This is a genomic window from Actinoplanes solisilvae, from assembly GCF_003999975.1.
Classification (GTDB): Bacteria; Actinomycetota; Actinomycetes; order Mycobacteriales; family Micromonosporaceae; genus Actinoplanes; species Actinoplanes solisilvae.
Genome location: NZ_RJAC01000004.1, coordinates 150,345 through 174,272, shown reverse-complemented (window position 1 = coordinate 174,272; position 23,928 = coordinate 150,345). Strand labels below are relative to the sequence as shown.

At 70.2% G+C, this 23,928-nt stretch carries 22 protein-coding genes; 12 read left to right on the top strand and 10 right to left on the bottom strand.

Annotation, left to right across the window (positions count from 1 at the left end; all coding sequences use genetic code 11):
* Positions 1-20 precede the first annotated feature (20 nt).
* From EER30_RS14210 to EER30_RS14195, 4 genes are read right to left on the bottom strand one after another with little or no spacing between them, the layout of a single operon-like run.
* Complete coding sequence (locus EER30_RS14210; protein WP_127500890.1) at positions 21-632, bottom strand: response regulator transcription factor; 612 nt, start codon at positions 630-632, stop codon at positions 21-23.
* Entirely contained in the window at positions 629-1,720 is a 1,092-nt protein-coding gene (locus EER30_RS14205; protein WP_127500889.1) for a sensor histidine kinase, read from the bottom strand. The genes EER30_RS14210 and EER30_RS14205 overlap by 4 nt, the downstream gene beginning before the upstream one ends.
* 17 nt (positions 1,721-1,737) lie before the next feature.
* A complete protein-coding gene (locus EER30_RS14200) occupies positions 1,738-2,529 on the bottom strand; it encodes an ABC transporter permease (RefSeq protein WP_127500888.1) in 792 nt (263 codons plus the stop codon).
* Positions 2,526-3,461 (bottom strand): ABC transporter ATP-binding protein, encoded by a 936-nt coding sequence (locus tag EER30_RS14195; RefSeq protein ID WP_127500887.1) that lies wholly within the window; start codon positions 3,459-3,461, stop codon positions 2,526-2,528. The genes EER30_RS14200 and EER30_RS14195 overlap by 4 nt, the downstream gene beginning before the upstream one ends.
* Positions 3,462-3,579: 118 nt before the next feature.
* Here EER30_RS14195 and EER30_RS14190 point away from each other — a divergent pair, with 118 nt between their 5' ends.
* Positions 3,580-4,104, top strand: coding sequence for a 2'-5' RNA ligase family protein (locus EER30_RS14190; protein WP_127500886.1), 525 nt, complete (start codon positions 3,580-3,582; stop codon positions 4,102-4,104).
* A 33-nt stretch (positions 4,105-4,137) separates the two neighbouring features.
* Entirely contained in the window at positions 4,138-6,282 is a 2,145-nt protein-coding gene (locus tag EER30_RS14185; protein ID WP_127500885.1) for an ATP-binding protein, read from the top strand.
* Here EER30_RS14185 and EER30_RS14180 read toward each other — a convergent pair.
* On the bottom strand, positions 6,219-6,656 hold the full coding sequence (locus tag EER30_RS14180) for a response regulator (RefSeq protein WP_127500884.1): 438 nt from the start codon (positions 6,654-6,656) through the stop codon (positions 6,219-6,221). The two genes, EER30_RS14185 and EER30_RS14180, sit on opposite strands and share 64 nt — an antisense overlap.
* Positions 6,646-8,424, bottom strand: a complete 1,779-nt coding sequence (locus EER30_RS14175) for a PP2C family protein-serine/threonine phosphatase (protein WP_127500883.1) — start codon at positions 8,422-8,424, stop codon at positions 6,646-6,648. The genes EER30_RS14180 and EER30_RS14175 overlap by 11 nt, the downstream gene beginning before the upstream one ends.
* Before the next feature lie 90 nt (positions 8,425-8,514).
* Here EER30_RS14175 and EER30_RS14170 point away from each other — a divergent pair, with 90 nt between their 5' ends.
* The 7 genes from EER30_RS14170 to EER30_RS14140 all read left to right on the top strand — a co-directional run bounded on the left by EER30_RS14170 (position 8,515) and on the right by EER30_RS14140 (position 17,750).
* Positions 8,515-9,069: a TetR/AcrR family transcriptional regulator gene (locus EER30_RS14170; RefSeq protein WP_240670010.1), complete on the top strand. Its 555-nt coding sequence runs from the start codon at positions 8,515-8,517 to the stop codon at positions 9,067-9,069.
* On the top strand, positions 9,066-9,386 hold the full coding sequence (locus tag EER30_RS14165) for a DUF2255 family protein (protein WP_127500881.1): 321 nt from the start codon (positions 9,066-9,068) through the stop codon (positions 9,384-9,386). Before EER30_RS14170 ends, EER30_RS14165 begins: the two co-directional genes overlap by 4 nt.
* Positions 9,387-9,397: 11 nt before the next feature.
* Positions 9,398-9,901 carry a hypothetical protein gene (locus tag EER30_RS14160; protein WP_127500880.1) on the top strand — a complete coding sequence of 168 codons (504 nt, stop codon included), beginning with the start codon at positions 9,398-9,400 and terminating at the stop codon, positions 9,899-9,901.
* 660 nt (positions 9,902-10,561) lie between these two features.
* Positions 10,562-12,514 carry an NB-ARC domain-containing protein gene (locus tag EER30_RS14155; protein WP_240670009.1) on the top strand — a complete coding sequence of 651 codons (1,953 nt, stop codon included), beginning with the start codon at positions 10,562-10,564 and terminating at the stop codon, positions 12,512-12,514.
* Between the two features lies 1 nt (position 12,515).
* The gene (locus EER30_RS14150; RefSeq protein ID WP_127500878.1) at positions 12,516-15,452 is read left to right on the top strand and encodes an NB-ARC domain-containing protein; all 2,937 of its coding nucleotides are present in this window, start codon (positions 12,516-12,518) and stop codon (positions 15,450-15,452) included.
* Positions 15,449-16,825, top strand: coding sequence for a CHAT domain-containing protein (locus EER30_RS14145; protein ID WP_127500877.1), 1,377 nt, complete (start codon positions 15,449-15,451; stop codon positions 16,823-16,825). The genes EER30_RS14150 and EER30_RS14145 overlap by 4 nt, the downstream gene beginning before the upstream one ends.
* Positions 16,746-17,750 carry a hypothetical protein gene (locus EER30_RS14140; RefSeq protein ID WP_127500876.1) on the top strand — a complete coding sequence of 335 codons (1,005 nt, stop codon included), beginning with the start codon at positions 16,746-16,748 and terminating at the stop codon, positions 17,748-17,750. Before EER30_RS14145 ends, EER30_RS14140 begins: the two co-directional genes overlap by 80 nt.
* A gap of 11 nt (positions 17,751-17,761) precedes the next feature.
* Here the strand turns inward: EER30_RS14140 and EER30_RS14135 are convergent, their stop codons facing one another.
* From EER30_RS14135 to EER30_RS14125, 3 genes are all read right to left on the bottom strand, one after another.
* The gene (locus tag EER30_RS14135; RefSeq protein WP_127500875.1) at positions 17,762-18,211 is read right to left on the bottom strand and encodes an ASCH domain-containing protein; all 450 of its coding nucleotides are present in this window, start codon (positions 18,209-18,211) and stop codon (positions 17,762-17,764) included.
* Positions 18,212-18,229: 18 nt separating this feature from the next.
* On the bottom strand, positions 18,230-20,239 hold the full coding sequence (locus EER30_RS14130) for a methyl-accepting chemotaxis protein (RefSeq protein WP_127500874.1): 2,010 nt from the start codon (positions 20,237-20,239) through the stop codon (positions 18,230-18,232).
* 89 nt (positions 20,240-20,328) lie between these two features.
* The gene (locus EER30_RS14125) at positions 20,329-20,781 is read right to left on the bottom strand and encodes an endonuclease domain-containing protein (protein WP_127500873.1); all 453 of its coding nucleotides are present in this window, start codon (positions 20,779-20,781) and stop codon (positions 20,329-20,331) included.
* A 332-nt stretch (positions 20,782-21,113) separates the two neighbouring features.
* Between EER30_RS14125 and EER30_RS14120 the strand changes: the two genes are divergently transcribed.
* Positions 21,114-21,617: a hypothetical protein gene (locus tag EER30_RS14120; RefSeq protein WP_127500872.1), complete on the top strand. Its 504-nt coding sequence runs from the start codon at positions 21,114-21,116 to the stop codon at positions 21,615-21,617.
* Positions 21,618-21,704: 87 nt separating this feature from the next.
* Here the strand turns inward: EER30_RS14120 and EER30_RS14115 are convergent, their stop codons facing one another.
* Positions 21,705-22,499 carry a MerR family transcriptional regulator gene (locus tag EER30_RS14115; protein ID WP_127500871.1) on the bottom strand — a complete coding sequence of 265 codons (795 nt, stop codon included), beginning with the start codon at positions 22,497-22,499 and terminating at the stop codon, positions 21,705-21,707.
* 78 nt (positions 22,500-22,577) lie between these two features.
* Between EER30_RS14115 and EER30_RS14110 the strand changes: the two genes are divergently transcribed.
* Together EER30_RS14110 and EER30_RS14105 are read left to right on the top strand one after the other, a co-directional pair.
* Positions 22,578-22,937 (top strand): nuclear transport factor 2 family protein, encoded by a 360-nt coding sequence (locus EER30_RS14110; RefSeq protein ID WP_127500870.1) that lies wholly within the window; start codon positions 22,578-22,580, stop codon positions 22,935-22,937.
* Between the two features lie 42 nt (positions 22,938-22,979).
* Positions 22,980-23,768, top strand: a complete 789-nt coding sequence (locus tag EER30_RS14105; protein ID WP_127500869.1) for an SDR family oxidoreductase — start codon at positions 22,980-22,982, stop codon at positions 23,766-23,768.
* The last annotated feature ends 160 nt before the right edge of the window (positions 23,769-23,928 follow it).

The window sequence follows — 23,928 nt, the reverse complement described above, 5'->3', positions numbered from 1 at the left end:
GGTGCATCGCGAGAAAGTTCTTAAGTGAGCAGCCAGCCGTTCTCCGCCGCGAGGCGTACGGCTTCGGCGCGGGTGCGGGCGCCGGTCTTGCCGATCGCCGCCGACAGATGGTTGCGGACGGTGCCTTCGGACAGGTGCAGTTCCCGGGCGATGTCGGCGACGGTGCCGCCGTCGCGGGCGGCGCGCAGCACCCCGGTCTCGCGGTCGGTCAGCGGCGAATCGCCCTGGGCCAGGGATTGGGCGGCCAGGGCCGGGTCGACGACGCGCAGGCCCTCGTGGACGCGGCGTACGGCGTCGGCGAGCTGGCGGGCCGGGGTGTCCTTGACGATGAACCCGCCCGCTCCGGCGGTCATGGCCTGGCGCAGGTAGCCGGCCCGGCCGAACGTGGTCACCATCAGCACCCGGCAGGCGGGCAACGCCTGGTGCAGGGCGCGGGCGGCGGCGATGCCGTCGAGGCCGGGCATCTCGACGTCGAGCAGGGCCACGTCGGGCCGGGTGTCGAGGGCGGCGGGCACGACCTCGTCGCCGCGGCCGACCTCGGCGACGACTTTCAGGTCGGGTTCCATGTCGAGCAGGGCGGCCATCGCGCCGCGCACGAGGGCCTGGTCGTCGGCGAGCAACAGTTTGATCATGTCGGTACCTCCACGCGGACCCGGAAGCCGGGCTGGTCGTCTCTCGTGCCGGCGACCAGCCGCCCGCCCAGGGCCTCGGCGCGGCGGCGCAGCCCGGCCAGGCCCTGCCCGCCCACCGCCCGGCCGCCGACCCCGTCGTCGACGATCTCGACGCTGGCCGGGGCGAGCAGCACCTCGACGTGGTGGGCGCCGGCGTGGCGTACGACGTTGGTGACGGCCTCGCGGATCGTCCAGGCGAACAGTTCCCGGTTGCGAGTCGGCACGTCGTCGGCCGCGCCCGGCAGCGACGCCTCGACGTTCGCGGCGGCCAGGGCCTCACGGGCGGCGGCGATCTCGCCCGGCAGGCTGATGCCGCGCACGCCCAGCGCGGTCGCGCGGACGTCGGCCAGCGCGTCGCGGGCCAGGGCCTCCAGGTCGGCGAGTTCGCGGCGGGCGCGGTCGAGGTCGACGTCGAGCAGCCGCTGGGCGAGCTCGGCCTTGACGGTGACCACGGTCAGGGAGTGCCCGAGGATGTCGTGCAGGTCGCCGGCGATGCGGGCCCGTTCGTCGGCCACGGCCCGGTCGGCCAGTTCCCGCTGGGCGGCGATCAGCCGGCGTTGCCGTTCGCCGGCCATGCGGATGCCGTAGGTGGCCAGGGAACCCAGCAGCACGGCCAGGCCCCAGCCGCCGTCGGTCCAGCCGTCGACGGTGCGCGGCAGCACCTCGGCCGCCACGAACAGGACCGCCGCGAACGGGGCGGCCTGCGCGACCGGCAGGTTCACCATGGCCAGGGCGGCCAGGTAGACCAGGCAGGTCAGCGCGTCGTCGCCGGCGCCCGGGACCTGCAGACCGAACAGGGCCAGCAGCACGGCGATGCCGAGCCAGGTGTGCAGGCTGTGATGCCGGGGGCGGACCCCGTGGCGGATGTGGCGGGCGTGTGAGACCAGGTAGAGGTAGCCGGCGGCGAACGCGGCCACCGACGCCAGCCCGATCACGCGCCACATCATGTCGTTCTGGTGCAGCAGGGCCTGCACGGTGCCGGTGAGGTAGAACAGCCAGACGGCGGCGAACACCCAGCCGTAACGCGGTGGGCCGCTCGTCGCCGTCATGGCACAGAACCTACGACTCACACGCGGGCCGTGTCGCGCCGGAACCGCCACATCGCCCCGGCGGCGAACACCGCCGTCCACGCGATGACGTTGACAGCGGCCAGCCACAGGTTCCCGTCGTGGGTCAGCGGATAACGGGCGATCTCCCCGACCCCGTACACGGGGGTGAATTTCGCGATCGTGGCGAACGTGTGGCCGAGCTCGTCGACCGGCACGAACAGCCCCCCGGCGAACGACAGGATGGCCAGGACCGGGCCGAGGATCTGCATGACGTTCTCGCTGGGCAGCAGATAACCCATGAACAGGCCGAACGCGGCGAACACGAGCGCGCACACCCAGCCCAGCAGACCACAGGCCACCCACGCGTACGCCGGCAGCTCGGCCCCGGCGAACGCGCCGACCACGAACGCGACGGCCACCGACACCGCCCCGATGATCATGGCGAGGACGAGTTTGACGGCGATGTAGGCGACCGGTTTCAGCGGGGTCAGCCGCAACTGCCGGCTCCACCCGGCGGCCCGTTCGATCGACACCATCGCCCCGCCCGAGGTGGTGGCCAGCATCGCCCCGTAGACGGCCATGCTGACCAGCACGTAGCCGGTCACGTTGCCGCCGCCGAGACGTTCGGTCCTGTAGTCGCCGCTGGTGCCGAACAGCAGGAAGAACACGGCGGGCATGATGAACGTGAAGATGACGGTGCGCCGGTTGCGCATCATGCGGCGCAGCTCGAGCCCGATCATTCCGGCGGTGAACCCGCCGAAACGCGGCAGCGTACGGACCGGCAGGACGGTGGCGGTGGTGGTGCTCATGAGGGCTCCTCGTCGCTGGTCAGGGCCAGGAACGCGTCTTCGAGGTTGCGGGAGGTGATCTCCAGGTCGCGGGCCGGTGTGCGGGTCAGCAGCCAGCGGGCGATCGCGTCGGTGTCGTTGCCGTGCAGCAGGACGGTGTCACCGCGGACCTCGGCCCGGTCGACCCCCTCGACGCGGGCCAGGTCGGCCTCGACCGCCCCGGGCAGGGTCGCCCGCACCGTGCGCCCGGACGCGAGAGCCTTCACTTCGGCGGCGGTGCCGTCGGCGACCACACGCCCGCGCCGGACGAAGACGACCCGGTCGGCGTACGCGTCGGCCTCCTCCAGATAGTGGGTGGCGAAGATGACCGTGCGGCCGCGGCGCGCGTCGTCGCGGATCGCCGTCCAGAAGTCGTGACGCCCGGCGACGTCCATGCCGGTCGTCGGCTCGTCGAGGATCAGCAGCTCGGGGTCGGGCAGCAGAGCCATCGCGAACCGCAGCCGCTGCTGCTGACCGCCGGAGCACTTGCCGACCAGCCGGCCCGCGACCTCGGACAGCCCGGCCCGCTCGACCGCCTCGTCAGCCGCCGACCGGGGCCGGCCGAACAGCACCGCCGTCAGCCGCACCGTCTCGGCGACCGTGTAGTCCTTGAGCAGCCCACCGGACTGCATGACCGCCGAGACCAGCCCCAGAGCGACCGCGTCGTGCGGGGCCCGGCCGTAGACCGACACCTTCCCGGCGTCGGGGTGCTGCAGGCCCAGCAGCATGTCGACCGTGGTGGTCTTGCCCGCCCCGTTCGGGCCGAGCAGCGCGACCACCTCACCCGGCCGGATGCGCAGCGAGATGCCGTCGACGGCGGTCACCGCGCCGAAGCGCTTGACCACACCGTCCAGATCGACCGCGGCCAGATCAGTGCTGGACACCGCGGTCGCCGAAGCAGTGGTGACTGTCATGGCTTTCATGGTTCGCCGCCGGACGGGCGCGCGCTGCTGTCACCCGTCACCAATCACCCATGACATTCGTCAGGGTCACCCTCTGGCGCCCGGATCCCGTATCCCCCAGAATGCGTCGATGGACCGGAGCCAGAGCGCGTTGATCGTCGCCGTCCCGGAGGCCGACCCGGTCGTCGGGCGTCACCGCGACCGCCTCGACCAGGCCGCCGCCTGGGGCGTGCCCGCCCACATCACCATCTGCTACCCGTTCCTGGCCCCCGAGCTGATCGACGAGCAGGTCCTGGCCGGGCTGCGCCAGGCCGCCGCCACCGTGCCCGCCTTCTCGTACCGGCTCAACGCCGTCAACTGGTTCGGTGAACGGGTCGTGTGGCTGGCCCCCGCCCCGTGCGATCCGCTGATCGCCCTGACCGTCGCGGTCACCGCCCGGTTCCCGGCCGTACGTCCCTACGACGGCCAGTTCGACGAGATCGTCCCCCACCTGACCGTCGGGCACGACAAACCCGTCGCCGACCTGAAGACCGCCGCCGCCGACATCGCCGAACACCTGCCGATCGCCGCCCGGATCACCTCGATGCGCCTGGCGACCGGCTGTCCCGAGCCCGGCCACACCTGGTCGACACTCGCGGAGTTCCCGCTCGGCTGAGCAGCGGGGCCCCGACTCGATAGGGTCGCGATCATGAGCGAGTGGTTGCCCGACCGCGTCGCCGCCGCCGAACGGGAGACGGGGACGACCTTCGACCTGACGGCCTGCGTGCGTGAGCCCATCCACCGGCTCGGCGGCGTCCAGTCGTACGGGGCCCTGATCGCCGTCGAAGGCGACCGGATAGCGGTGCTCAGCGAGAACACGAGCGCGATCCTCGGCATGGAGGTGGTCCTCGGCGCGCCGGTGGCGACCCTGCTGAGCGCCGAACAGCAGAACACCCTGTGCTCCCTCGCGGACGCCGACACCGGGCAGACCGCGATGATGCCCCTGGAACTGGGCGGACGCCGATTCGACGTGACCGTGCACCGCGCCGACGAGCACCTGGTCCTCGAGTTCGAACCGGCCCCCGACACACCTGAGTTCGGCACCCTGTACGCCCCCGTACGGCAGGCGTTGAGCCGGCTGCAGCACGCCGCGACCGTCGTCGAGGCCTGCCAGACCGCCGTACGCGAGATCAGGGAGCTCACCGGCTACGACCGGGTCGTCGCCTACCGCTTCGAGAACACCGACGGGCCCGGCGAGGTGATCGCCGAACAGGTCACCGACGGGTGGGAACCGTGGCTCGGGCTGTGGTTCCCGGCCACCGACATCCCGCCGCAGGCCCGCCGGCTCTACGAACGCAACTGGATCCGGGTCATCGCCGACGTCGCCGACACCACCGCCCGCCTCGACCCGGCCGTGCTGCCCGCCACCGGTGAACCCCTCGACCTGTCACTGTCGGTGCTGCGTACGGTCTCGCCGTTCCACCTGGAATACCTGCGCAACATCGGTGTCACCGCGTCGATGTCGGTGTCGCTGCTCGACACCGGCCGGCTGTGGGGGCTGATCGCCTGCCACGCCGGCACCACCAAAGCGCTCAGCCCGCAGACCCGCGCCGCCTGCGAGTTCTTCGGCATCGCCCTGTCGCTGCACCTGGCCGCCCTGCGCGAACGCGACGAGACCGCCGCCCGTGAACGCTCCCGCACGGTCATCGCCCGGCTGCTCGAACGGTACTCGACCGACCTGCCGCTGCGCTGGTCGCGGGACCCGTCCGGCCTCGACGAGGTCATCGACTGCGACGCGGTCCTCGTCCGCACCGACGGCCGCGTCGCCGGGCACGGACTCGACACCGCCGCCGACCAGGTCTTCGAAACGCTGACCGTGCCGGCGGCGGGCGAGGTGTGGCACAGCGACCAGCTCGAGGGCCCGTACGCGGGAGCCCTGGTCCTGCCCTTCGGTGAAGGCGACTGCATCGTGTGGCTGCGCCACGAACGGACCGTGTCGCGGCGCTGGGCCACCGACCCGGAGATCCCCGTCGTGCTCGGCCCCCACGGCAGCCGCCTGACCCCGCGAGGCTCCACCGTCGTCTTCCTGGCCTCCGTACGCGGACGCTCGGTTCCCTGGAGCACCACCGACCTGGCCATGGCCGTCGAACTCGGTCGCGCCGTCATGGGCGTCGCCGTCGCCCAGGCCCGCCGGCTGGCCGAACTCAACGTCGACCTCGACTCGTTCGCCCACGCCGCCGCCCACGACCTCAAGGAACCGCTGCGCGGCATCGCGAACACGTCGGCGTTCATCATCGAGGACGAGGGAAGCCGCCTCGACGAGGTCACCAACCGCCGCCTGGAGGCCATCCAGCGGCTCGCCACCCGCATGGACGAACTGCTCAACGCCCTGCTGCTCTACGCCCGCCTCGGCCGTTCCGAACTGCGACGGGCCCCGGTCGCGTTGCGTGCGGCCGTGCTGCGCGCGATGGACGTCGCCGGGCCACGGCTGCGCGAGGCGAGCGTCGAGATCGCCGTGCCCGCCGACGGTCAGATCGTCGACGCCGACCCGGTGCAACTTGACCAGGTGCTGGTCAACCTGCTGGTCAACGCGGCCAAGTACGGCGCCTCGACCGTCAGCGTCGGCGTCGACGGCACGACGTTGTTCGTCCGTGACGACGGCATCGGCATGCCCGCCCACCTGCGCGACGAGGCGTTCCAGCTGTTCCGGCGCCTGCACCCGGAAACGGCCCGCGACGGCTCCGGCGCCGGGCTGGCCATCGTGCGGCGCGTCGCCGAACGCCACGGCGGTCAGGCCTGGGCCACCGAGTCCCCCGGCGGCGGCACCACCGTCTGGGTCACGTTCTCCCAGTAGTCGAGGGTGCGGCTGAGCACGCTGCGGAACAACGCGAAATTGATCGGCTTGTAGACGTAGGAGTCCGCGCCCGCCGCGTAGCAGGCCTCCGCCTCGGCCTGGCTCTCCGAGGACGTGAACACCACCAGCCGTACGCCGGCCAGGCCGGGCACCGCCCGCACCTGCTTGATCACGTCGAGGCCGCCCTCGCCGGGCATGTTCAGATCGAGCAGCACGACCTGCGGCAGCGGCCGGCGCCGCAACCGTGGCAACACCTGCGGGCCCGAGCGCAGGAACTCCAGCCGCGTGTCCGGATGCGAACGGCCGATCGCCCGGCCGATCGCCTCGATGTCCTCGTCGGTGTCCTCCACGACGAGGACCAGGTCAACGCCCATCGCAAGCCCGGACCGCCAGCAGCGCGATGTCGTCGGCCGCCTGCGCCGACTCGCTCAGATCGTCGACCAGCGTCTGCACCGGCACGTCGCGCAACCGGTCCAGGGCCGTGGTCAGCCCCGCCTGCTCGAACATCGTTCCCGTTCCGTCCCGGCTCTCGGTCAGCCCGTCGGTGAACATCAGCAACGTGTCCCCAGCCCTCAGCCGCAAACGCGACGACGCGAAAACCGGAGAATCCAGGACCCCCACCGGTACGCCACCCCCGGCGCCGCGCCGCGCGTCGGCGCCGGTCCGCAGCACCACCGGTGCCGGGTGCCCGGCCGAGGTCCACTGCACGGCGAACCCGTCGCGGTCCGGGCGCAGCAACGCCACCCCTACGGTGATGAACCGCCACGAGCCGTCCAGGCGCAGCCGCTCGTTGAGCCGGGTCAGCGCCCGCCGCGGCGACACCCCCTCCTGCAGCAGCGTCGCCAGGGTGTGCCGGGCCATCCCGGTCAGCGCGGCCGCGTCCACCCCACGCCCGCACACGTCCCCGATCAGCGCCGCCACCGCGCCGTCGTCCCGCACGACCACGTCGTAGAAGTCCCCGCCGACCTCCAGCACCCGGTCACCGACGGTGTACGACGCGGCCACCGACAGGCCCGCGACGCGCGGCAGCCGGGTCGGCAGCAGGTGCTGCTGCATCCGGATGACCTCCTGACGGCGCTGCTCGTACAGGGTGCTGTTGTCGATGGCCAGCGCGGCCCGGGCGGTCAGGTCGCGCAGGAACGCCGTCGGCGGGATCCGGTCGGGCGGCCGGTCGAACAGGAACACCAGCCGCCCGATCACCCGGCCCCGGGTCCGCAGCTCGAGGCGGTGCTCGCCCGGCTCGGCCAGCAACTGCACCGCGGCCGGGTCCCGCAGCATCGCGTCCAGCCGGCGCATGTCGACGTGGACCGCCCCGCGCAGCACCGGCTTGCCACCGTCGTCGTCGATGAACACCAGGCAGCCCTCGGCGATCGCCGGGACCGCCATGCGCGGCACCCGGTACATGGTCTGTTCCGCGTCCAGAACCGCGTCCATCTGCAGCGACGCCTCGGCCAGCAGAGCGTCACGGACCTGCTGGTCCTGCTCGGCGCGGACCACGGCCAGCCGCCGCACCGCCTCCTGCGTCACCTCGATGACCTGCGTGAGACAGTCCGCCACGAACCCGGCGTCGGCGGCGGCACCGACCGCCACCAGGATCGTCCCGGCCGCCTGCCCCGGCTCCTCGAACCGGACCGCGACAACCCGGGTGAACTCGTGCCCGCGCAGCTCGATCACCCGGGCCGGTCCGGGGGCCTGCGGGGCGAGGCTTTCGGCCAGGGCGCGGCGCTCGGCGGTCAGGGGCAGACCCCGCCAGCGGTACGCGGTGACGCCGTCGGGCCCGTGCCGCAGCCCCCACACCGCCCGTACGCCCGGCAGCTCCTGCAACGGCGGCAGCACCAGGGCGGCGAGTTGCTCGCGCGAGTCGATGACGACCGCCGCGCTCCACAGGCGGTGCAACGCCCGCGCCCAATCCGATCCGACCTGCGACAACCCCGTCACCCCCCCAGCAGCGGCCGCCAGTATCCACCGGATGGTTGACGTGCGGCAACTAACCGCGCAGTCCGACCCGGCCGCCGACCGGCTGCACCGGGTCCACTTCCGGCCGGCGAGCACGTGGCGCGGATAGTCGGTGGTGACCTGCTGGATCGTGGCGATCCGTACGTCTGTCTTGCCCGGGCGTACCGGCTTGATCGACACGATCATCGGGGTCTCCCTCGGATGCGGACGGAACCGTGTTCCACCAACATGCGGAACCTTGTTCCGTTTGCCCGCCGGCCAGTATGCTCGGACCTCGTGAACGAACGGATCAAGCGGGCCGACGCGCGGCGCAACGAGGAATCGCTGCTCGACGCGGCCGCCGCCGTGTTCGTCGCCGCCGGGGTCGAAGCACCCGTACGCGACATCGCCGCCCGCGCCGGCGTCGGAACGGGCACGATCTACCGGCACTTCCCCACCCGCGCCGACCTGATCGTCGCCGTGTACCGCCACCAGGTCGAAGCCTGCGCGGCGGCCGGGCCCGCGCTGCTGGAATCGGGCGTGACCCCGTACGCGGCTCTGCGCAGTTGGATCGACCTTTTCGTCGACTTCCTGGTGACCAAGCACGGCCTGGCCGGCGTCCTGCGCTCCGACCAGGCCGGCTTCGAGACGCTGCACGCCTACTTCCTCGACCGGCTGGTGCCGGTGTGCGGGGCACTGCTGGCCGCGGCGGGCGCGGCGGGGCAGATCAGGACGGACGTGGACGCGGTGACGCTGATGCGCGGCGTCGGGAATCTGTGCATCGGGGCGGAGAACGACGATCGCTACGACGCGCGGAAACTGGTCTCGGTGCTGATCGCCGGCCTGCGATGACCTGGCCCGCCGAGGCGCTGGAACTGATCGGTGCCGCCCGCGAGCTGAGGATCCCGCGCCCGATCTGGGTCGTTCGTGTCGGGGACGAGGTGTACGTGCGCACCTGGTACCGGCGCGACACCGGCTGGTACGGCCACGCCGTCGCCACCGGCTTGGCCCACATCAGCGTTCCTGGCCTGGAGGCCGACGTCACCGTCACGGAGTTCACCGGCCTGCGCGCCGAGATCGACGCCGCCTACCAGGCCAAATACGGAGACGCTTCCATGATCACCGACGCGGCCGCGGACACGACGCTGCGGTTACGGCCCGCTCTCTAGGATTGGCCCCCGTGCAAACCCTCACCCCCACGCCCCCTGAAGAACTCGGTCGCCGCCGCGCCCGGATCCTGCTCATCGTCGTGCTGGCCGTCGCCGTGCTCGGCGGCGGAACCCTGGCCGCCGCGCTGGCCGGCGCCTTCGACGACAGGGGCAAGTTCTCGGCCGAACCGCCGGCGTGCGCGACGGTCGAGGCCAGCGCGGCCAAACTGGGCCCCGGCTACCAGCTCACCCAGGACGCCGGCAACAACTGCGAACTGCGCGGCCCCACCACGGTCACCGTCTCCTACGTGGTGGTCAAGCCCTCACGCGGCGACGCTCCGGCCGCCGCGTCGAACAAGCTGAAGGAACTGAGCCCGCTGGGCCTCAAGGCCCTGCCCAGCGTCGGCGAGGAGGCGTACCGCTGGGAGGACCGCATCTACTTCCGAGTCAGCAACCTGCTCGTCAGCGTCACCGCCGCCCCGAGCCCCGAGGTGATCGCCTTCACCACCGACGTAGCGACCCGCCTGGCCTCCTGACCACTGGTGAGTTGGCCGGCGTCGATCGGCACGAAGATCCTGTCGGCGTGCGCGGCGCACCGGGCGGACCGGGCGGACCGATCCCCCTCCGCCGATATCTGACAGCGCTGTACTTCTGCCGGGTGATCCGCGCTGCGTGCCGGAATCGTGGCGCAGCGCGATCGTCGCTGATAGACGGACTCGGCCCCGCATGGTCATCGGGAATTCCGAATCGACGGTTGGACATGTCCGGGATGCCAACTTCGAGTACCGAAGGTGACAGCACCTCGATTGCCCGTCCCGTCTCAGGCATCCTGACATGAGACAAGGTGCACAGGCCGTCGGAGCTGAGGTGGGTGGGTGCGGCAGAGACCGGGAAGCGTTCGCCGGCGGGCCCCGGGGCTGCTGACGATCCTGATGTTGCTCATGCCGGTTGTGGCCGCGTGGGTTGTGTCGTCCGCCGGCAATGGCGACGAGCCGCTCGGGTGGCTCGGCCTGCTCGCAGGATATGCCGTCGGCATCGTCGGAGTGGTGGTGAGCGGATGGTTCGCCGTCCGCAGGGGCGACATGCCGGTCCCGCAGGAGCTGCCGGCAGTTCCGCCGCTCTTCCTCGGGCGCAGCAGCAAGGTCGACGAGGCTGTGGCCTATCTCCGCGCGTCCGCGACCACCGACCAACGCCTGGTGGTCGTCTCCGGACCACCAGGGATCGGCAAGACCGCATTCGCCCTGCATGTCGCCCATCGCATTGCCGCCGAGTTCCCTGACGGGCAGCTGTACGCCACCCTGGACGGACGCGGCGGCAACCCCGAGAAGGTCGTGCACAACACGCTGAAGCGCTTCCTCAAAGCGCTCGGCCACCCCACCGACAGGATGCCGTCCGGACTGGACGCGTGCCGGCTCGCGTTTCAGCGGCTGTCGGCGTCGAAGAAGCTGCTGGTCGTGCTCGACGACGTCTACGGCATCGATCCGCGCGCGGTGATACCGCCCGGGCCCGCGTCCGCCACGGTGATCACGTCACAGCACGCGCCCGCCGAGCTCGGCCCCCACCTGTCAAGGCCTCTCGACTCGCTGTCGGACAGTGACGCGGTCGAGCTACTGGCGAACATCGTCGGTGAACAGCGTGTGGAAGAGAGTCAGGGGGCCGCTGTGGCTCTCGCCCAGGCCTGCGCCGGGATCCCACAGGCGCTGCAGATGACCGGCCAGGCGTTGGTCGCGCGTCCGTCGGCGGACATGTCGATGGTGGTGTCGCGAACCGATGCGGGCGTGGCCAGGCCTGACCCGCGCGGGTGGGCACTGGAGGTCAGCTATCGGCTGCTCACCGAAGGTGATCAGGCTGCGGTACTCAGTCTGGGACGCCTGTCGCGGCGATTCGAACCGCGGGAGCTGGCCCGGGAAACGGATCTGGACGAGGAACAGGCGCGGTCGCTGGCCGACCGACTGTCGGCGAACCAGTTCGTGGACCGGTACACCACGGACGCGGCTGGTGTGCCGGTCTACCAGACCGTCGAGCAGGTGCAGGACTTCGCCCGGCTCCGCGCCGGCGTCGACACCACGGCCGGGTCGCAGCCGCAGCCGGACCGCGACCCGTTGGACGAACAACAGATCCACACCTACGGCCTGCTCGACAAAGGAGACCTTGTCGCGGCCGACGTCAACGTGCGTGATCTGCTCGTCAGCGCGCGTGTCAGCGCAGACCCGTTGCGAACCGGCCGCGCGTTGGCCCTGCTCGCGGAGTTGCGTGCCGAACTCGGTGGCACCGACGAGGTCGTCGATCTCGCCGATGACGCCTGGCAGTACGACGACCCAGGAATCCGGGCGCGGGTGTTGCGGGTGATGGGTCATATCCAGCGTCGTGTCCGGCAGCTCGACGTCGCCGAGGCGAACCTGTCAGAGGCGCTGAACGAGGCCGCCAAGGCCGAGGATCAACCGGAACGGATTCGCATCCTGGTCGAGTTGGCGTTGGTGGACCGCCTCGGCGGCCGGCCCGAGCGGGCCCTGGAACACACCGGAGAAGCAAGGATGCTGGCCGGGCAACGCAGCGACGGCGGTATTCGCTACCAACCCCGGATCCTGCTCGCCGAGGCCATGACCAGCACCGTGCTCAAACAATGGGAACAGGCCGAGCGGCAGTTCGTCGAGGCGCGCTCGGCCGCGGACAGAACCGGCTTCATGCTGTGGCGTCACTGGATCGACTACCGCGAGGCCCAACTGCGCCTGCGGGCCGGCCAACCCGAACAAGCACGTGAGCTGGTGATGAACGCACTGGCGGGATTCACCGGCATCCGGCACCGCTACGGCACCGGGCACTGCCGGCTGCTTCTGGGTCGGATCCATGTCGGCGCCGAAGAACTTGAGTCCGCGCGGACCGTCATCGAGGACGCCCTCGAGACGTTCCGCAATTGTGGAGATAGGTTCATCGAGGGGCACGCCGCGGCAGATCTGGCCAGTGTGCATCTCGCCGTCGGTTCCCTGCCGGAGGCCGCGGACGCGCTACGCCGAGCCAAGCAGCTCAAAACCGGGCAACGCTATTGGCGGACCTCGCTCCGTCTCGTGACGGCCCAGATGCGACAGGCGGCCGGCATCGGTCGTGACCAGGCCGCGTCGTCGGCCACACGGCACACGGTGGGTCTGTGACATGTCCGTCTCGTCCTTCTCGCAGCGTCGCCCGCGCCTTCCACGCCCCGGCTGGCTCGCCGCCCTGCTGACCCTGACGGCCAGTACCGCGGCCGGCTTGATCAGCGTCGGACCGAACGCGACTCCGGCGGCCGCCGTGCTGACCGGCGTCGCCGCGGCGCTCAGCGCCGGCATCGGCGCCCGGGCCGTCGCCGCACGGCGTCGCTCGCACACCGGCCGCTCGGCCGAGTCCCCCGCCGCACAGTGGAAGTCCTACACCGAGACCCTCGTTCAGCCGGTGCCGGCACAGCTGCCCCCGAGCAACAGCACCTTCCGAGGACGAGCTACAGAGCTCGCAAACCTTCAGGAACGGCACGAACGATGGCGCGATCGGCAACGAGCTGGCCAGGCCGGCGCACCAGTGGTGATCTTCCTGCACGGCATGGCCGGGATTGGCAAGACGGCGGTTGCGCAGACGCTCGCACACGCCATCAAGAGCGGCTACCCCGACGGCCAGTTGTACTCCAACCTCGGTGTCGCCGGCACGGCCCGCCCACCGGGGCAGGTCCTGCACAGCTTCCTCTCCGCGCTGGGCTGGGACGTCGAGCTCATCCCCGACTCCACCGCGGAAAGGGCATGGCTGTTCCGAGTGCTGACCCGCGGCAAGCGGATGCTGATCGTGCTGGACGCGGCCCGCGATCAGGCTCAGCTGCGGGAGTTGATGCCCAGCGAGTCCCGCTGCACGGTCGTGGTCACCAGCCGGCGGGACCTGAGCCCTGCTTTCGGCGCACGATCGTTGCAGATCGGGCCGCTGACGCCGGACGACGGCCTCGACCTGCTCGCCGCCGCACTCGCACAAGGACCCGATTTCGACCTCGGCGCGGCGACCGAGATCGTCGATGCCTGCGGTGCTCACCCTCTGGCCCTGCGGGCAGCCGCCGACCTCGCCATGCAGGGACAACACTCGCTGCCCGGCTTGGCGGCCCGTCTGCAGGAACCCGGAGGTCTGCAGACGGTGCTGTACGCCCCCAGCCGCGACCTGCACGACCGGCTCAGCGGCGAGTACCGACAGCTCAGCACCGATCATCAGAAAGCGTTTCGGCTGCTGGCGTTCGTCAGTAGCCGCACTTTCGTTCCCTGGGTGTTGAGGCCCGCATCAGAGGTCGAACTGCCGGAAGCGGAGAACCTTCTGGCCGACCTGGCGTCCGCTCAACTGGTTCTGGCCGCTGGACGCGACGAGGTCACGGCCATCGACCGTTATGAGCTCCCGCCGATTACCCGGCAGCTTGCGGCGTCTCTCGCCGAGCCCGCCGATGACGCGACCGGCGCCGGCCTACGCTTGGACGAGGCCTATCTCGAGGCCGCCGAGAGGGTCATCCGGGAACTCGACCCGGACTTTGCCGTCGGCCGTCCGGACATCACCGACCGATGGCTGCCGCAGGACGCCCTGTTCGCGACCAGGGTCGCCAACCAAGGCCAGGCGAAGGCGTGGGTGCGGGAGGAGTACAGCAACCTGCTGCGCGTGATACGCCTGGCCCGCGAGCGAAGCGACCATGCGCTGAGCGCCCGCATCGCGTCCTGGCTCGGCGGGTGCATGCCACGGGGCGTGGCGGTGCGGGACGTCCTGGACGGATTCACCCGTGGGATCGACTCCGCGCACCAGGTCAGTGAGGCAGCGGTCATCGACGTGCTCCTGGCCCGCGGCGCCTACTGGACAGCCCTGGAACAGTACGGTGCGGCGTTCGACGATTTCGCCGAAGCCCTGTCGCGATGCCACACCGGCAGGTTCGCCACGCGGCGAGTAACGGTGGAACGACGATGCGGCGAGGCCTATCTGCGCGCTGGGGAGCACGGCGCAGCCGCCCGGCGGCTCGCTCGAGCGGAGGAACTGGCCGGTCAGCTTCCCCGCGGAGAACAAATGTTGCCTCTCATCCGAACTTTGCGGTTCCTGGCCGACCCGGAGGTCCGTGCGCCGGCGCCCATCGGGCAGGTGCCGCCCGACGACGAACTCGGCTACTGGACGGCACTGGCGCGCAGCGACGAGGCCGTGACCATCGCGAACGACTGGGCCACCGCCGAGACGTTCTTGTCCGAAGCGGCAAGGGACTACCACGGCGACCTGCGCCGGGCCGCAACCATCGGCTACTGGCAGTCACGGCTCTACCTGGCGAGGTTCCACCGCAAGACCGGCGACGTCGCGGACGTACGGCGCGCCGTACGTTCGGGGCACCGCAGCCTGCACGACCACCACCAACTCGGTGACGTCGCGGGCCAGATCAGGGTGCGGTGCATCCTGGTCGGCGCCTACCTGGCCGCGGGCCGGCCGGACACCGCCGCCAACCAACTCGAAGCGGCCCGGCGACAACGCAGCCACGTCGACCCGTGGCTCACCCGACCCGGAAACCCCCTCGACGCGGTGCTGCGCCGCGCACATGCCGAAACCAGGTTGCAAGGCGGCCAACGGCAGCAGGCCATGGACGATCTGCGCACTGCCGCGACCGTTCTCGCCGCCCACGACGACCACCGGGCCGTCGCCGAGATCGCAGCCCTGACCAACAATCACGTCGAAGAACTGCTCGACGCCGCCGAGCCGGAGATCCTGTCGGCTACAGCAGTGCGGGCGTATCTGGATCGAGAGATACCGACCACCGTGGGGCAGGCCGCAACCCTGCGGGTCGAGGTCTCCGCCGCCCACCTGCTCCGGTACCAGGGCGCCGTCACCAACGACACGATCACTGTGCTGGTCTGCTCGGCCGACGCCGACGTACGGCCGATGGGAGTAACGATCGACCTCGGCAGGCTCGACGGTGACGTGCACCTCGTCCATGAGATCCGGCCGCGCCGTGCCGGCCGGGTACAGGTGAAAGTGCAGTTGTACGCGCCGGCCGACGGGGTGTTGCTTCAGGAGTTCACCACCGGTCTGCCCCCGGTGGCACGTGCGCAACAGGACGCGGCTTGATCCCCGACGACCTGGGCATGCGGCGCACGGTGCAGAACCGGCTCAACGAACCTGACACCCGGCCCGGCCACCGAGCGGGCGAACAACCGCATGTGCCGCTGCGACGCACCATCTTCATCAGACTCGACGTCGACAGCGACACACGGTGCCGGATCAGCCTGATGGGTGAGGCGCTGGGCAACGACGGTGGCGGCCCGGTCGGCGGCCGTACCGCCGGCAACAGCAGGCGTCTGCTCGCACTGGTCAACCGGCTGCGCCAGGCATGGACGACAAAGTTCCTGATGGTGCAGGCCGGCAACGACGCGATGTTGAAGCGCCACCGGTTCGCAGCCTCGTTCGACCTGTCGATCCATCGCGGATCACCGGAATGGGACGCCGCGATGCGCGACCTGGCTCGCATCGGCAATGACATCTTTCGTGCGATCTTCCTGACCGGTGAACCGAGGCTGGCCGCAGCAGGGCGACGGTTGGTCGAGATCCTGATGTCGGGGCCACAGGTCGTTTCCATCCACAGCGACGACGTCTTCGTCCCCTGGCACATGCTCTACGTGCCCCCGGACGGCGGGACGATGGTGGCCGACGACTGCCCCTGGTCGTTCGAGGGCTTCCTCGGCTACCAGCACCATCTCGAACACGTCTTCTCCGACCGGCCGGACTCGTTCCGGCACCGACTCGACACCACCGGCGGCATCAGGGCCGGGTTGAACGTCGACACGGCCATCGACGAGATGGACCCTCCGGTGATCGAGCCCCTGCGCGCGCTGCTGAGCCGGCAACCCACGGAGCGGATACAGCCGTGCTGGCGCGCCGACTTCGCCGCACTCGACAGCGCCCTGCGCGACCAGGACTTCAACGACCAGATCATGTACTTCAACTGTCACGGGACCGTCGACCCGGCGGGCCACGATCAGCCGTTCATCGCGCTCACCGATCGCCGCGAGATCTATACCTCACACTTCGAGGAATGGCTGACCGGTCGCCCGCTCACGCACAGCCCGATCGTGGTCGTCAACGCCTGCGAGGGAGGACAACTGTCCTCGATGTACCTCGATTCGTTCGGACTGGCCCTGCTCAACGCCGAGGCCAACTGCCTGATCGGGCCTCAGATCGAAATCCCCGCGTCCTTCGCCGGGAAGTACGCGGCCGAGTTCTTCCGCGAACTGCTTCGCGGCGTACCGGTCGGCGACGTGGTGCGCGGCCTCGCCCGCGGCTTCGCCGAACACCACGCCAACCCGCTGGGCCTGACCATCTCGCAATACAGGGGACTGGACACCTACTTTGACGTATCGAACAGTGACGACCCGGATCCCACGACGCAGCGCGTTCTCCTGGTACGAGACGATCCGGTTGAACGCCAACGGGCACCTGCTTGACCGATTCCAGACGCCGGTCGCGCCCGGCCGCGTCCGCGACGAGCTGGCATCGCAGCTACGGATGACTCCCTCGGTCACCGACATCTTCGTGTTCGTCCACGGGTGGCGTACCCCTGAGCGTTCCGCCCAGTCCGCGTTCGCGCGGTTCTTCGGCGCGCTGTGGGAGTCCCGTTCGCGTTGGGCGGACCTTCGTGGCGCGTCCGGGCCGTTCGTGCCCTGGTTCATCGGTGTGCAGTGGCCGTCCTGCAGCGCGCCCACCCCGTCGGGATATCAGAGGATCCGGGAGCGAGCACACCGGGTCAGTACTCAAGGCCACGCCGCATTCGTGGTGGGCCAGCTTCTCGGCTACCTCGACGAGCAGCGTGAACCACCGCCGCGCGGCCCGGACCGGCTGCGCAACGCCGCCGGTCAATACCTGCACTGTGTCGGTCATTCGTTCGGCGGCCGTTTCCTCGGTGAAGCGATCCGCTGGGCCGCGGACACCCCGCCCAGCACACTGGCTTGGAAGCACCGCAGCTCCCGGCCGTTCGGTGTCGACACGTACCTCGCGTTCCAGATGGCCGCGCCGCCGGACATCTTCGCGAACCGGTTCGCCGGGCTTCTGACCGAGGGTCCTGTCCACGGACCGATCGCGCTGACCTTCAGCCGTTTCGACTACGCCAACGCCGTCTGGCACCGGGTGATGGAGGGAGCGCCCGGCATCGGTGCTGTCGGGTCGAGCACCCCGGCGGGGCTGGTGTCGACCATCGCGATGCGCGATGCCGGCGACCCCTACGACCGTACGGATTTCGCGACCCCCATCGTCAACGTGGACGCCTCCCGGGTGTTCACCCGGCCGAGGGTCAGCGTCACCGGCGCACACTCCGACTTCTGGCGAACTCAGTCCGTCCATCTGACCTTGAGCCTGGCCGCGCTGGCGCGCTGACCTGTCGGTGGTCAATGACGAGGCGCTTTTGTTGCTCTCGACGGTGCAGTCACGGAAGCGAGACGGAACCGCTCCAACACCGCCGGGGTGTCGTCGTCCACGACGAAGTCCGGGTCGCCGAGCCAGCCCCGGTAGTCCGGCCCGTGCCAGAAACGTTCGTGGGCGGCTCTCCACGCGGTGACCGAGTCGTGGCCTTCGCCCTCGTCGCGGGCGTGCGCGGCGTCGATGTCGCCGAGGCGGCACACCCGCACCTCGCTCAGTTCGATGACCGCGACCCGGTGACCGGCCGAGTCGACCACGGCCGAGCGGGTGCCCACCACCGGCAGCGGCTCGCCGTCGATCTCGTAGTCCTGCAGCAGCCCGGTCGTGGTGGTCTTGGTTCCGTCGAGCACGGCGGCGACCAGCTTGTCGCGCAGCGGGCCGGGAAAGGCGAACTCGAACGTCGGCAGGTCGTCGATCACCGCACGAATCTAGCGGGTTCAGCCGAGGTTCACCGCGGCCAGGACGGTGTCGACGAAGGTGGTCAGCTCGTCGGCGGTCTGTTCGTCCTTGATGAGGAACTGCAGGCCCGCCTCGCGGCTGTCGGGGCTAAGGTTCGCGACCACCGCGTGGATCGTGACGTGCCGGGCGCCATGCTCGAGGTCCAGGGTGACCGTGTCGCCCGGCGACAGGGACAGCCCGTCGGGCAGTGCGCAGCGCAGACCGCCGACGCTGAGGTTGACGATCGGGACCGTGACCGCGCCCCGCCCGGGCCGCGACACTCTGGCCGTACTCTGGGCTGTCGTTCTTTCGTGCTGGCGGCGTTCGAGGCGTTCGGCCAGGGTGGACATGTCCTCGACGCGGCCGAGGGTGTCACTCATCTGCTGGGAGAGCCGGCCCACCAGTGTGTCCTGGTCAGCGGCGACCGCGCGCAGTGAGTCGGTGGCGTCGCCGACGCTGGCGATCCCCTCGATCATCGTGGTGATCGTGCGGGCCATCTCGGCGGTGTCACGTTCCAGGTTCGCGATCGTCTCGGTGATCTGCTCGGTGGAGCGGGCCGTGTTCGTGGCGAGCTGTTTCACCTCGTCGGCCACGACCGTGAAACCCTCCCCGAGCTCCCCGGCCCGGGCTGCCTCTATGGTCGCGTTCAAGGCCAGCAGGCGGGTCTGCCCGGCGATCCCGGTGACCAGGTTCGCGGTCGCGGCGACCCGGCGCAGGCTCTGCTCCAGCGAGTGGATGACCTGCTCGGCCTGCCGGGCCTGCCCGATGACGGCGGTGGTGGCCGCGTCGGTGGTGGCGATGCTGGTGTCGATGACGTCGGCGGCGTCACGTACGTGGCCGACCTGTTCGGTGATGGCCCGCATGTCGTGGGCGATCACCCCGGTCGACTCGTCGATGACGGTCTGGGTGCGCTGCCGGAACTGGGCCTCGACCTGCCGCTGGTGCAGGAACCCGGCCCGCAGCTGCTGTTCCCGGGCCCGCTGGGCGGAGGTGAGCTCCTCGTCCTGGCGGTACAGGCGGTCGCGGGCGCGGTCCAGGGCCCGGCCGATGTCGCCGAGCTCGTCACGGCCCTCGGGCAGGGGCCGCGCGGTCAGATCCCCTTCGGCGATGGCGGTGACGGCGCGCACGGTACGGCGTACGTCATGGGTGGTCTTGTAAACGGCGGCGGCCGCGAACCAGCCGGCGATCAGGAACCCGCCGAGGCTGACGGCGAGCACGATCGTGCGCTGGGTCCGCAGAGCGTCGATGCGGGTGTCGAGAAGATCAGTGAGTACGGCGTGCAGAGGCGCGACGGCCTGCTCGACGGTGGCGGTCAGGGCCTTCGGGTCGGCGCCGGTCTCCGAACTGAGATCCGCGGTGATCGTCTTCGCGAGGGTGCCGGCGGCGGCCGCGACCCGGGCGACGGGCTCGAGCTGTTCTCCGACATCCTCGGCCGCGGTGTTCTCGACGGCCGTGCCGAGGTCGCTGGTCAGGCTTTCCGCGTCGGCGACCAGGTCACCGGCGAGCACGGCCCGTCCGGCGACGCGTTCCTGCGGCGAGCCCTGCGGTTTGGTGGCGGCCGCCGCGGCGGCGAGGAGCACGCGGGGAACCTGCACGACCTGGGCGTCCATGACGTAGAACGAGTCCAGGTCGGGGTCGAGGATCAGGTTCGACGTGTTGGCCGTCTCAGTGATCAGATCGGCCAGGGCGGTGGCGAGGGCCAGACGCTGCTGCGGGGTGCCCTGCCCGAGCGCGGGGAGCTGCGCGTCGATGGTCTGCAGGTCAGGCGTCCCACCGCCGACTGTCACGGCCATGGCCAGCAACATCGGGCGTACGGCATCGGCGCCGTCACGTTCGGCGGCGCTGAACGCGATCTGGTCCTGGCGGGTCAGCGTGTACATGGTCGTGGCGACCGCACCCGGGATCAGCAACAGGATCACCAGCACCAGCAGGCGCATGCCGGTGCGCAGCCGCCCGCACACCGGCAGCATCGGCAGCAGCAGCACCGGCCGGCCGTCCGAGGTCTCCATGCATGCTCCCGAGGCAGGGCCGCTCTTTGAACCGATCATGATGGTTTTTCCTGCTGCGGGTGGCCGGTTCCTCTGGACTCGGTACTCCACTATCGCGGCGGGAACCCTCGCTGATAGCTCAATAGGTAGTAGCGGATCGCGTCGAGCAGGTCCGGGTTCTCCTCCACCGCCCACGTGACCAGGTTGCAGCGTTGGCACAGGAGCTTTCGGATTTCACCGGTGCGGTGATCATGGTCTACAGCCAGGCGCCTCGGGGCGCCGCCGCGCCCACGCGCAGTCTCCGGCTTTCGACAGATGGCGCAGAGCCCTTGCTGAGCCTTCAGCATGGCCTCGTATTGCCGCGGAGTGAGGTTGTACTTCTCGCGGAGAACCTGGGCGTGCGAAATGCGGTCGCCGTCCTGGGTGGCATATCGGGCTCGCTTGTCGGCGAGGAGGCATGCCTTGCACGGCCTGCGCGGCGCTGTCGAGTGTTGAAGGCTGTAGAACGCTGACCGCGGTTTGGTCTCGCCACATTTCCCGCAATACACGAGCTCGTCGTCCACCGGTACACCATACAACCTGTGTGTTGCCGCGCATAACTGTCATTATGGTGTGTCGGCGTTATGTCCGTTTCTTGGTTTACTGGATTGCCAGTATTAGTAATCCAATAATTGCCGGGCATGAGTGGGCAACGGTCTCCGCGGAGAAGACCGTTGTCAGTTCTCGTGCGAGGTGGCGGAATCTCACGCGGTCTGTCGGGCACAGGTGGCCGGCGGGGACCGGCGGTGCTCATCTCATCGATGGAACCGCCGAGGTGCTGAGACCAGGCGTTCATCCAGGACTTCCCGATGAGCCCGGCCAGGCGCGCGGGCGCAGGCCGGACAGAATGAGGATCATGCCGGGACGATGGGAGCAGGCGAGGTCGGCGGCGGCGACCTCGATCGACCGGATCATGGCGCCGCTCAAGGCCAACGTGCCCAACGCCGAGAACGTCACCTTCGAAGGAATCAAGGCGTTGGGAAACCCGATGCCGATGCGTGTTGCCAACAACGGTGAAACGTTGCTTGAGCTGGTGCTGGAGCCCTCCGGCGCGGACTACTGGCTCCTGCCCGACGAGACCGTAACAATCACGTCCTACGGGACATGGGATGACCATCCGTTTGAAACCTATTACGAAGCCGACCGGTTGACGGTCTGGGCTACCCCACCGTCTCGGACGGTAACGGTGACGAAGTTGCGTGTGGGCACAACCGGCCGTAGGAGGGCCGATGACGGAATGCAGCTTCCGCGTCTCAGCAGATCAAGCGGCCCGGCGCCTTCGTCTCACCGTGCAGCCGGTCCAAAGTGGCGTACTGGGCTGCGGTCAGGGACATGGCACGGGAAGTTTCCGAGGCGCTGAGTTTCTTCCAGATCGGCGGAAGCCGCATCGATGCCCGCGACCGGTACACGACCTCGAGCAGGACGGCGGTCCACTGGCCACAAGTCTTCATGTCACGCGGAACACCGGCCACCCGATCTCCGTGCGCCAGGCGGCCGGATCGCTCTCATCCCGGGGCCCCACGCGGTAAACCTCCCGCACGGGCCCAGCCACCGACATCGCGTTCTCCACGACCCACGTACCGAGCTCGCCGTAGGTGACGTCTACGCCCTCGTGCTCGCCGACGTGGGTGGTCACCGCCAGTTCCGCGGCGGGCAGGGTCACGGCGTGCACCCGTCCGTTGCGCGGCGGGGTGGAGGTCGGCAGGTAGACCAGCACCCGACCGCGGTCCTCCTCGAACAGGGAGTTGTCGTAGGTACCCCCCGGCGGTCCGGTCACACCCGCGCCCACGGCCGCTTCCAGCTCGGCCATCGCGCCGGCGAACCACGCCTCGACGTCGGCGTGGCCGATCACGGCCTCAACCGCCGCGACCTCGCGGGCGGGCTCGGCGCGCAGCTCGACCTCGATCGGCGCAGGATCGGGCTGCAGGAGGCGGCGCAGCGCGGTGACCGCGGCCCGGGTGCGATCCAGCTCGGCCTCCAAGCGCCGCAGGTGACCCGCGACCAGGGTCGACCGGACGCCGGGGTCCGGCGTCCGCAGAATCTGCTGCACGTCGCTCAAGGGGACGTCGAGCTCGCGGAGCCGGTTGATGACCTGCGCGGTCGGGATCTGCTCGACGGAGTAGTAGCGGTAGCCGGTCGCCTCGTCCACGACGGCCGGCTTGAGCAACTCCCCCTCGTGGTAGCGGCGCAGGGTCCGCACGCTCAGGTGGGTCAACCGCGAGAACTCCCCGATCGTCAGCACCCCCTCAGTGTGCAGGCTCCCCTAGGGGGAGGGTCCAGCGCTTGACCCTCCCGCCCCGCGAGGCCGCACGGTGACGACATGACACACACCGACCTTCGCTCCGGCTCCCTCCCGACCACCGTCCGCGACTTCCTCGCAGCCAGCACCGTGCACGACGCCGACACGGCCTCGTCGTTCCTCGTCGAGGACGTCGTGGTCGTCGACCAGAACGAGACCTTCCGGGGCCGCGATGAGGTGCACGCGTTCCTGCGCGACGCCGGCGCCGAGTTCGAGTACACCACCGAGCAGATCGGCGCCCGGCGCGTCGACGACGACCACTGGGTGGTGACCCTGCGCCTCGAGGGCACCTTCCCCGGCGGCGTCGCCGACCTGGACTACCGCTTCACCCTCCGCGGCGACCTCGTGGCCGAGCTCGTCATCGCCAACCACGAGGCCTGAGCCCGGCCGAACACCACCGAACCGCCGGAAGGAAGAGAAAGAATGACCAGCAAGGAACGTGACCGCCTCGACGGCCGCCACGCGCTCGTTACGGGCGGGTCGAAGGGTTCGGGCAAGGCTGTCGTCACCCGCCTGCGGGAGATGGGCGCCGACGTGTGGACCACGGCCCGGACGACGCCCGACGGGTCCGACCGCCCCGACCGGTTCATCGAGGCAGACACGTCGACCGTCGACGGCGCGCAGCTCGTGGCGGACCGCATCGCCGAGGCCGTCGGCGCGCTCGACATCCTCGTGCACGTCGTCGGGGGCGCCTCGACGCCGTCCGGTGGGTTCGCGGTCATCACCGAGGAGCAGTGGCTGACCGAACTGAACCTGAACTTCCTGGGTGCGGTGCGGCTCGACCGGGCCCTCCTGCCGGCGATGGCCGGGGCCGGGTCGGGTGTGGTGCTGCACTTCACCTCGATCCAGCGGGAACTACCGCAGTACGACGCGTCGCTGGCGTACGCGGCAGCCAAGGCGGCGCTGCGTACGTACAGCAAGGGCCTCGCCAACGAGCTCGCACCCCGCGGCGTGCGGGTCAACGCGATCAGCCCCGGCGGCATCGAGACCGAGGCCTACGAGCGGTTCGTGGACCGGATCGCCGAGGGCAACGGGCTCACCCGAGAGGCCGCCAAGCAGACGATCTACGACTCCCTCGGCGGGGTTCCCCTGGGGCGGTTCGCCCAGCCCGAGGAGATCGCCGACCTGGTCGGGTTCCTGGTGTCGGACCGCGCCTCGGCCATCGTGGGCGCCGAGTACGTCATCGACGGCGGCACGGTCCCGACCGTGTGAGCCAACGGCGGGGCGGCCTTGAGGAGATCGTGGCCGCCCCGTCCAGACCACCCGTGGGAACACCCGATAAGTCACCGACGACGAGGAACTCCGTAGCGGCCGGTCGCCGTCGGAGTCGAGCTGGCCCAGTCCGTCGTCGACCTCACGGCCGGTGCGGCGT

Coding starts and splice junctions, on each gene's coding strand:
- EER30_RS14205 (WP_127500889.1), bottom strand. CDS start 1,720: ATGACGGCGACGAGCGGCCCACCGCGTTACGGCTGGGTGTTCGCCGCC.
- EER30_RS14210 (WP_127500890.1), bottom strand. CDS start 632: ATGATCAAACTGTTGCTCGCCGACGACCAGGCCCTCGTGCGCGGCGCG.
- EER30_RS14110 (WP_127500870.1), top strand. CDS start 22,578: ATGACACACACCGACCTTCGCTCCGGCTCCCTCCCGACCACCGTCCGC.
- EER30_RS14185 (WP_127500885.1), top strand. CDS start 4,138: ATGAGCGAGTGGTTGCCCGACCGCGTCGCCGCCGCCGAACGGGAGACG.
- EER30_RS14105 (WP_127500869.1), top strand. CDS start 22,980: ATGACCAGCAAGGAACGTGACCGCCTCGACGGCCGCCACGCGCTCGTT.
- EER30_RS14120 (WP_127500872.1), top strand. CDS start 21,114: ATGCCGGGACGATGGGAGCAGGCGAGGTCGGCGGCGGCGACCTCGATC.
- EER30_RS14195 (WP_127500887.1), bottom strand. CDS start 3,461: ATGACAGTCACCACTGCTTCGGCGACCGCGGTGTCCAGCACTGATCTG.
- EER30_RS14180 (WP_127500884.1), bottom strand. CDS start 6,656: ATGGGCGTTGACCTGGTCCTCGTCGTGGAGGACACCGACGAGGACATC.
- EER30_RS14165 (WP_127500881.1), top strand. CDS start 9,066: ATGACCTGGCCCGCCGAGGCGCTGGAACTGATCGGTGCCGCCCGCGAG.
- EER30_RS14175 (WP_127500883.1), bottom strand. CDS start 8,424: ATGATCGTGTCGATCAAGCCGGTACGCCCGGGCAAGACAGACGTACGG.
- EER30_RS14190 (WP_127500886.1), top strand. CDS start 3,580: ATGGACCGGAGCCAGAGCGCGTTGATCGTCGCCGTCCCGGAGGCCGAC.
- EER30_RS14200 (WP_127500888.1), bottom strand. CDS start 2,529: ATGAGCACCACCACCGCCACCGTCCTGCCGGTCCGTACGCTGCCGCGT.
- EER30_RS14130 (WP_127500874.1), bottom strand. CDS start 20,239: ATGGAGACCTCGGACGGCCGGCCGGTGCTGCTGCTGCCGATGCTGCCG.
- EER30_RS14150 (WP_127500878.1), top strand. CDS start 12,516: ATGTCCGTCTCGTCCTTCTCGCAGCGTCGCCCGCGCCTTCCACGCCCC.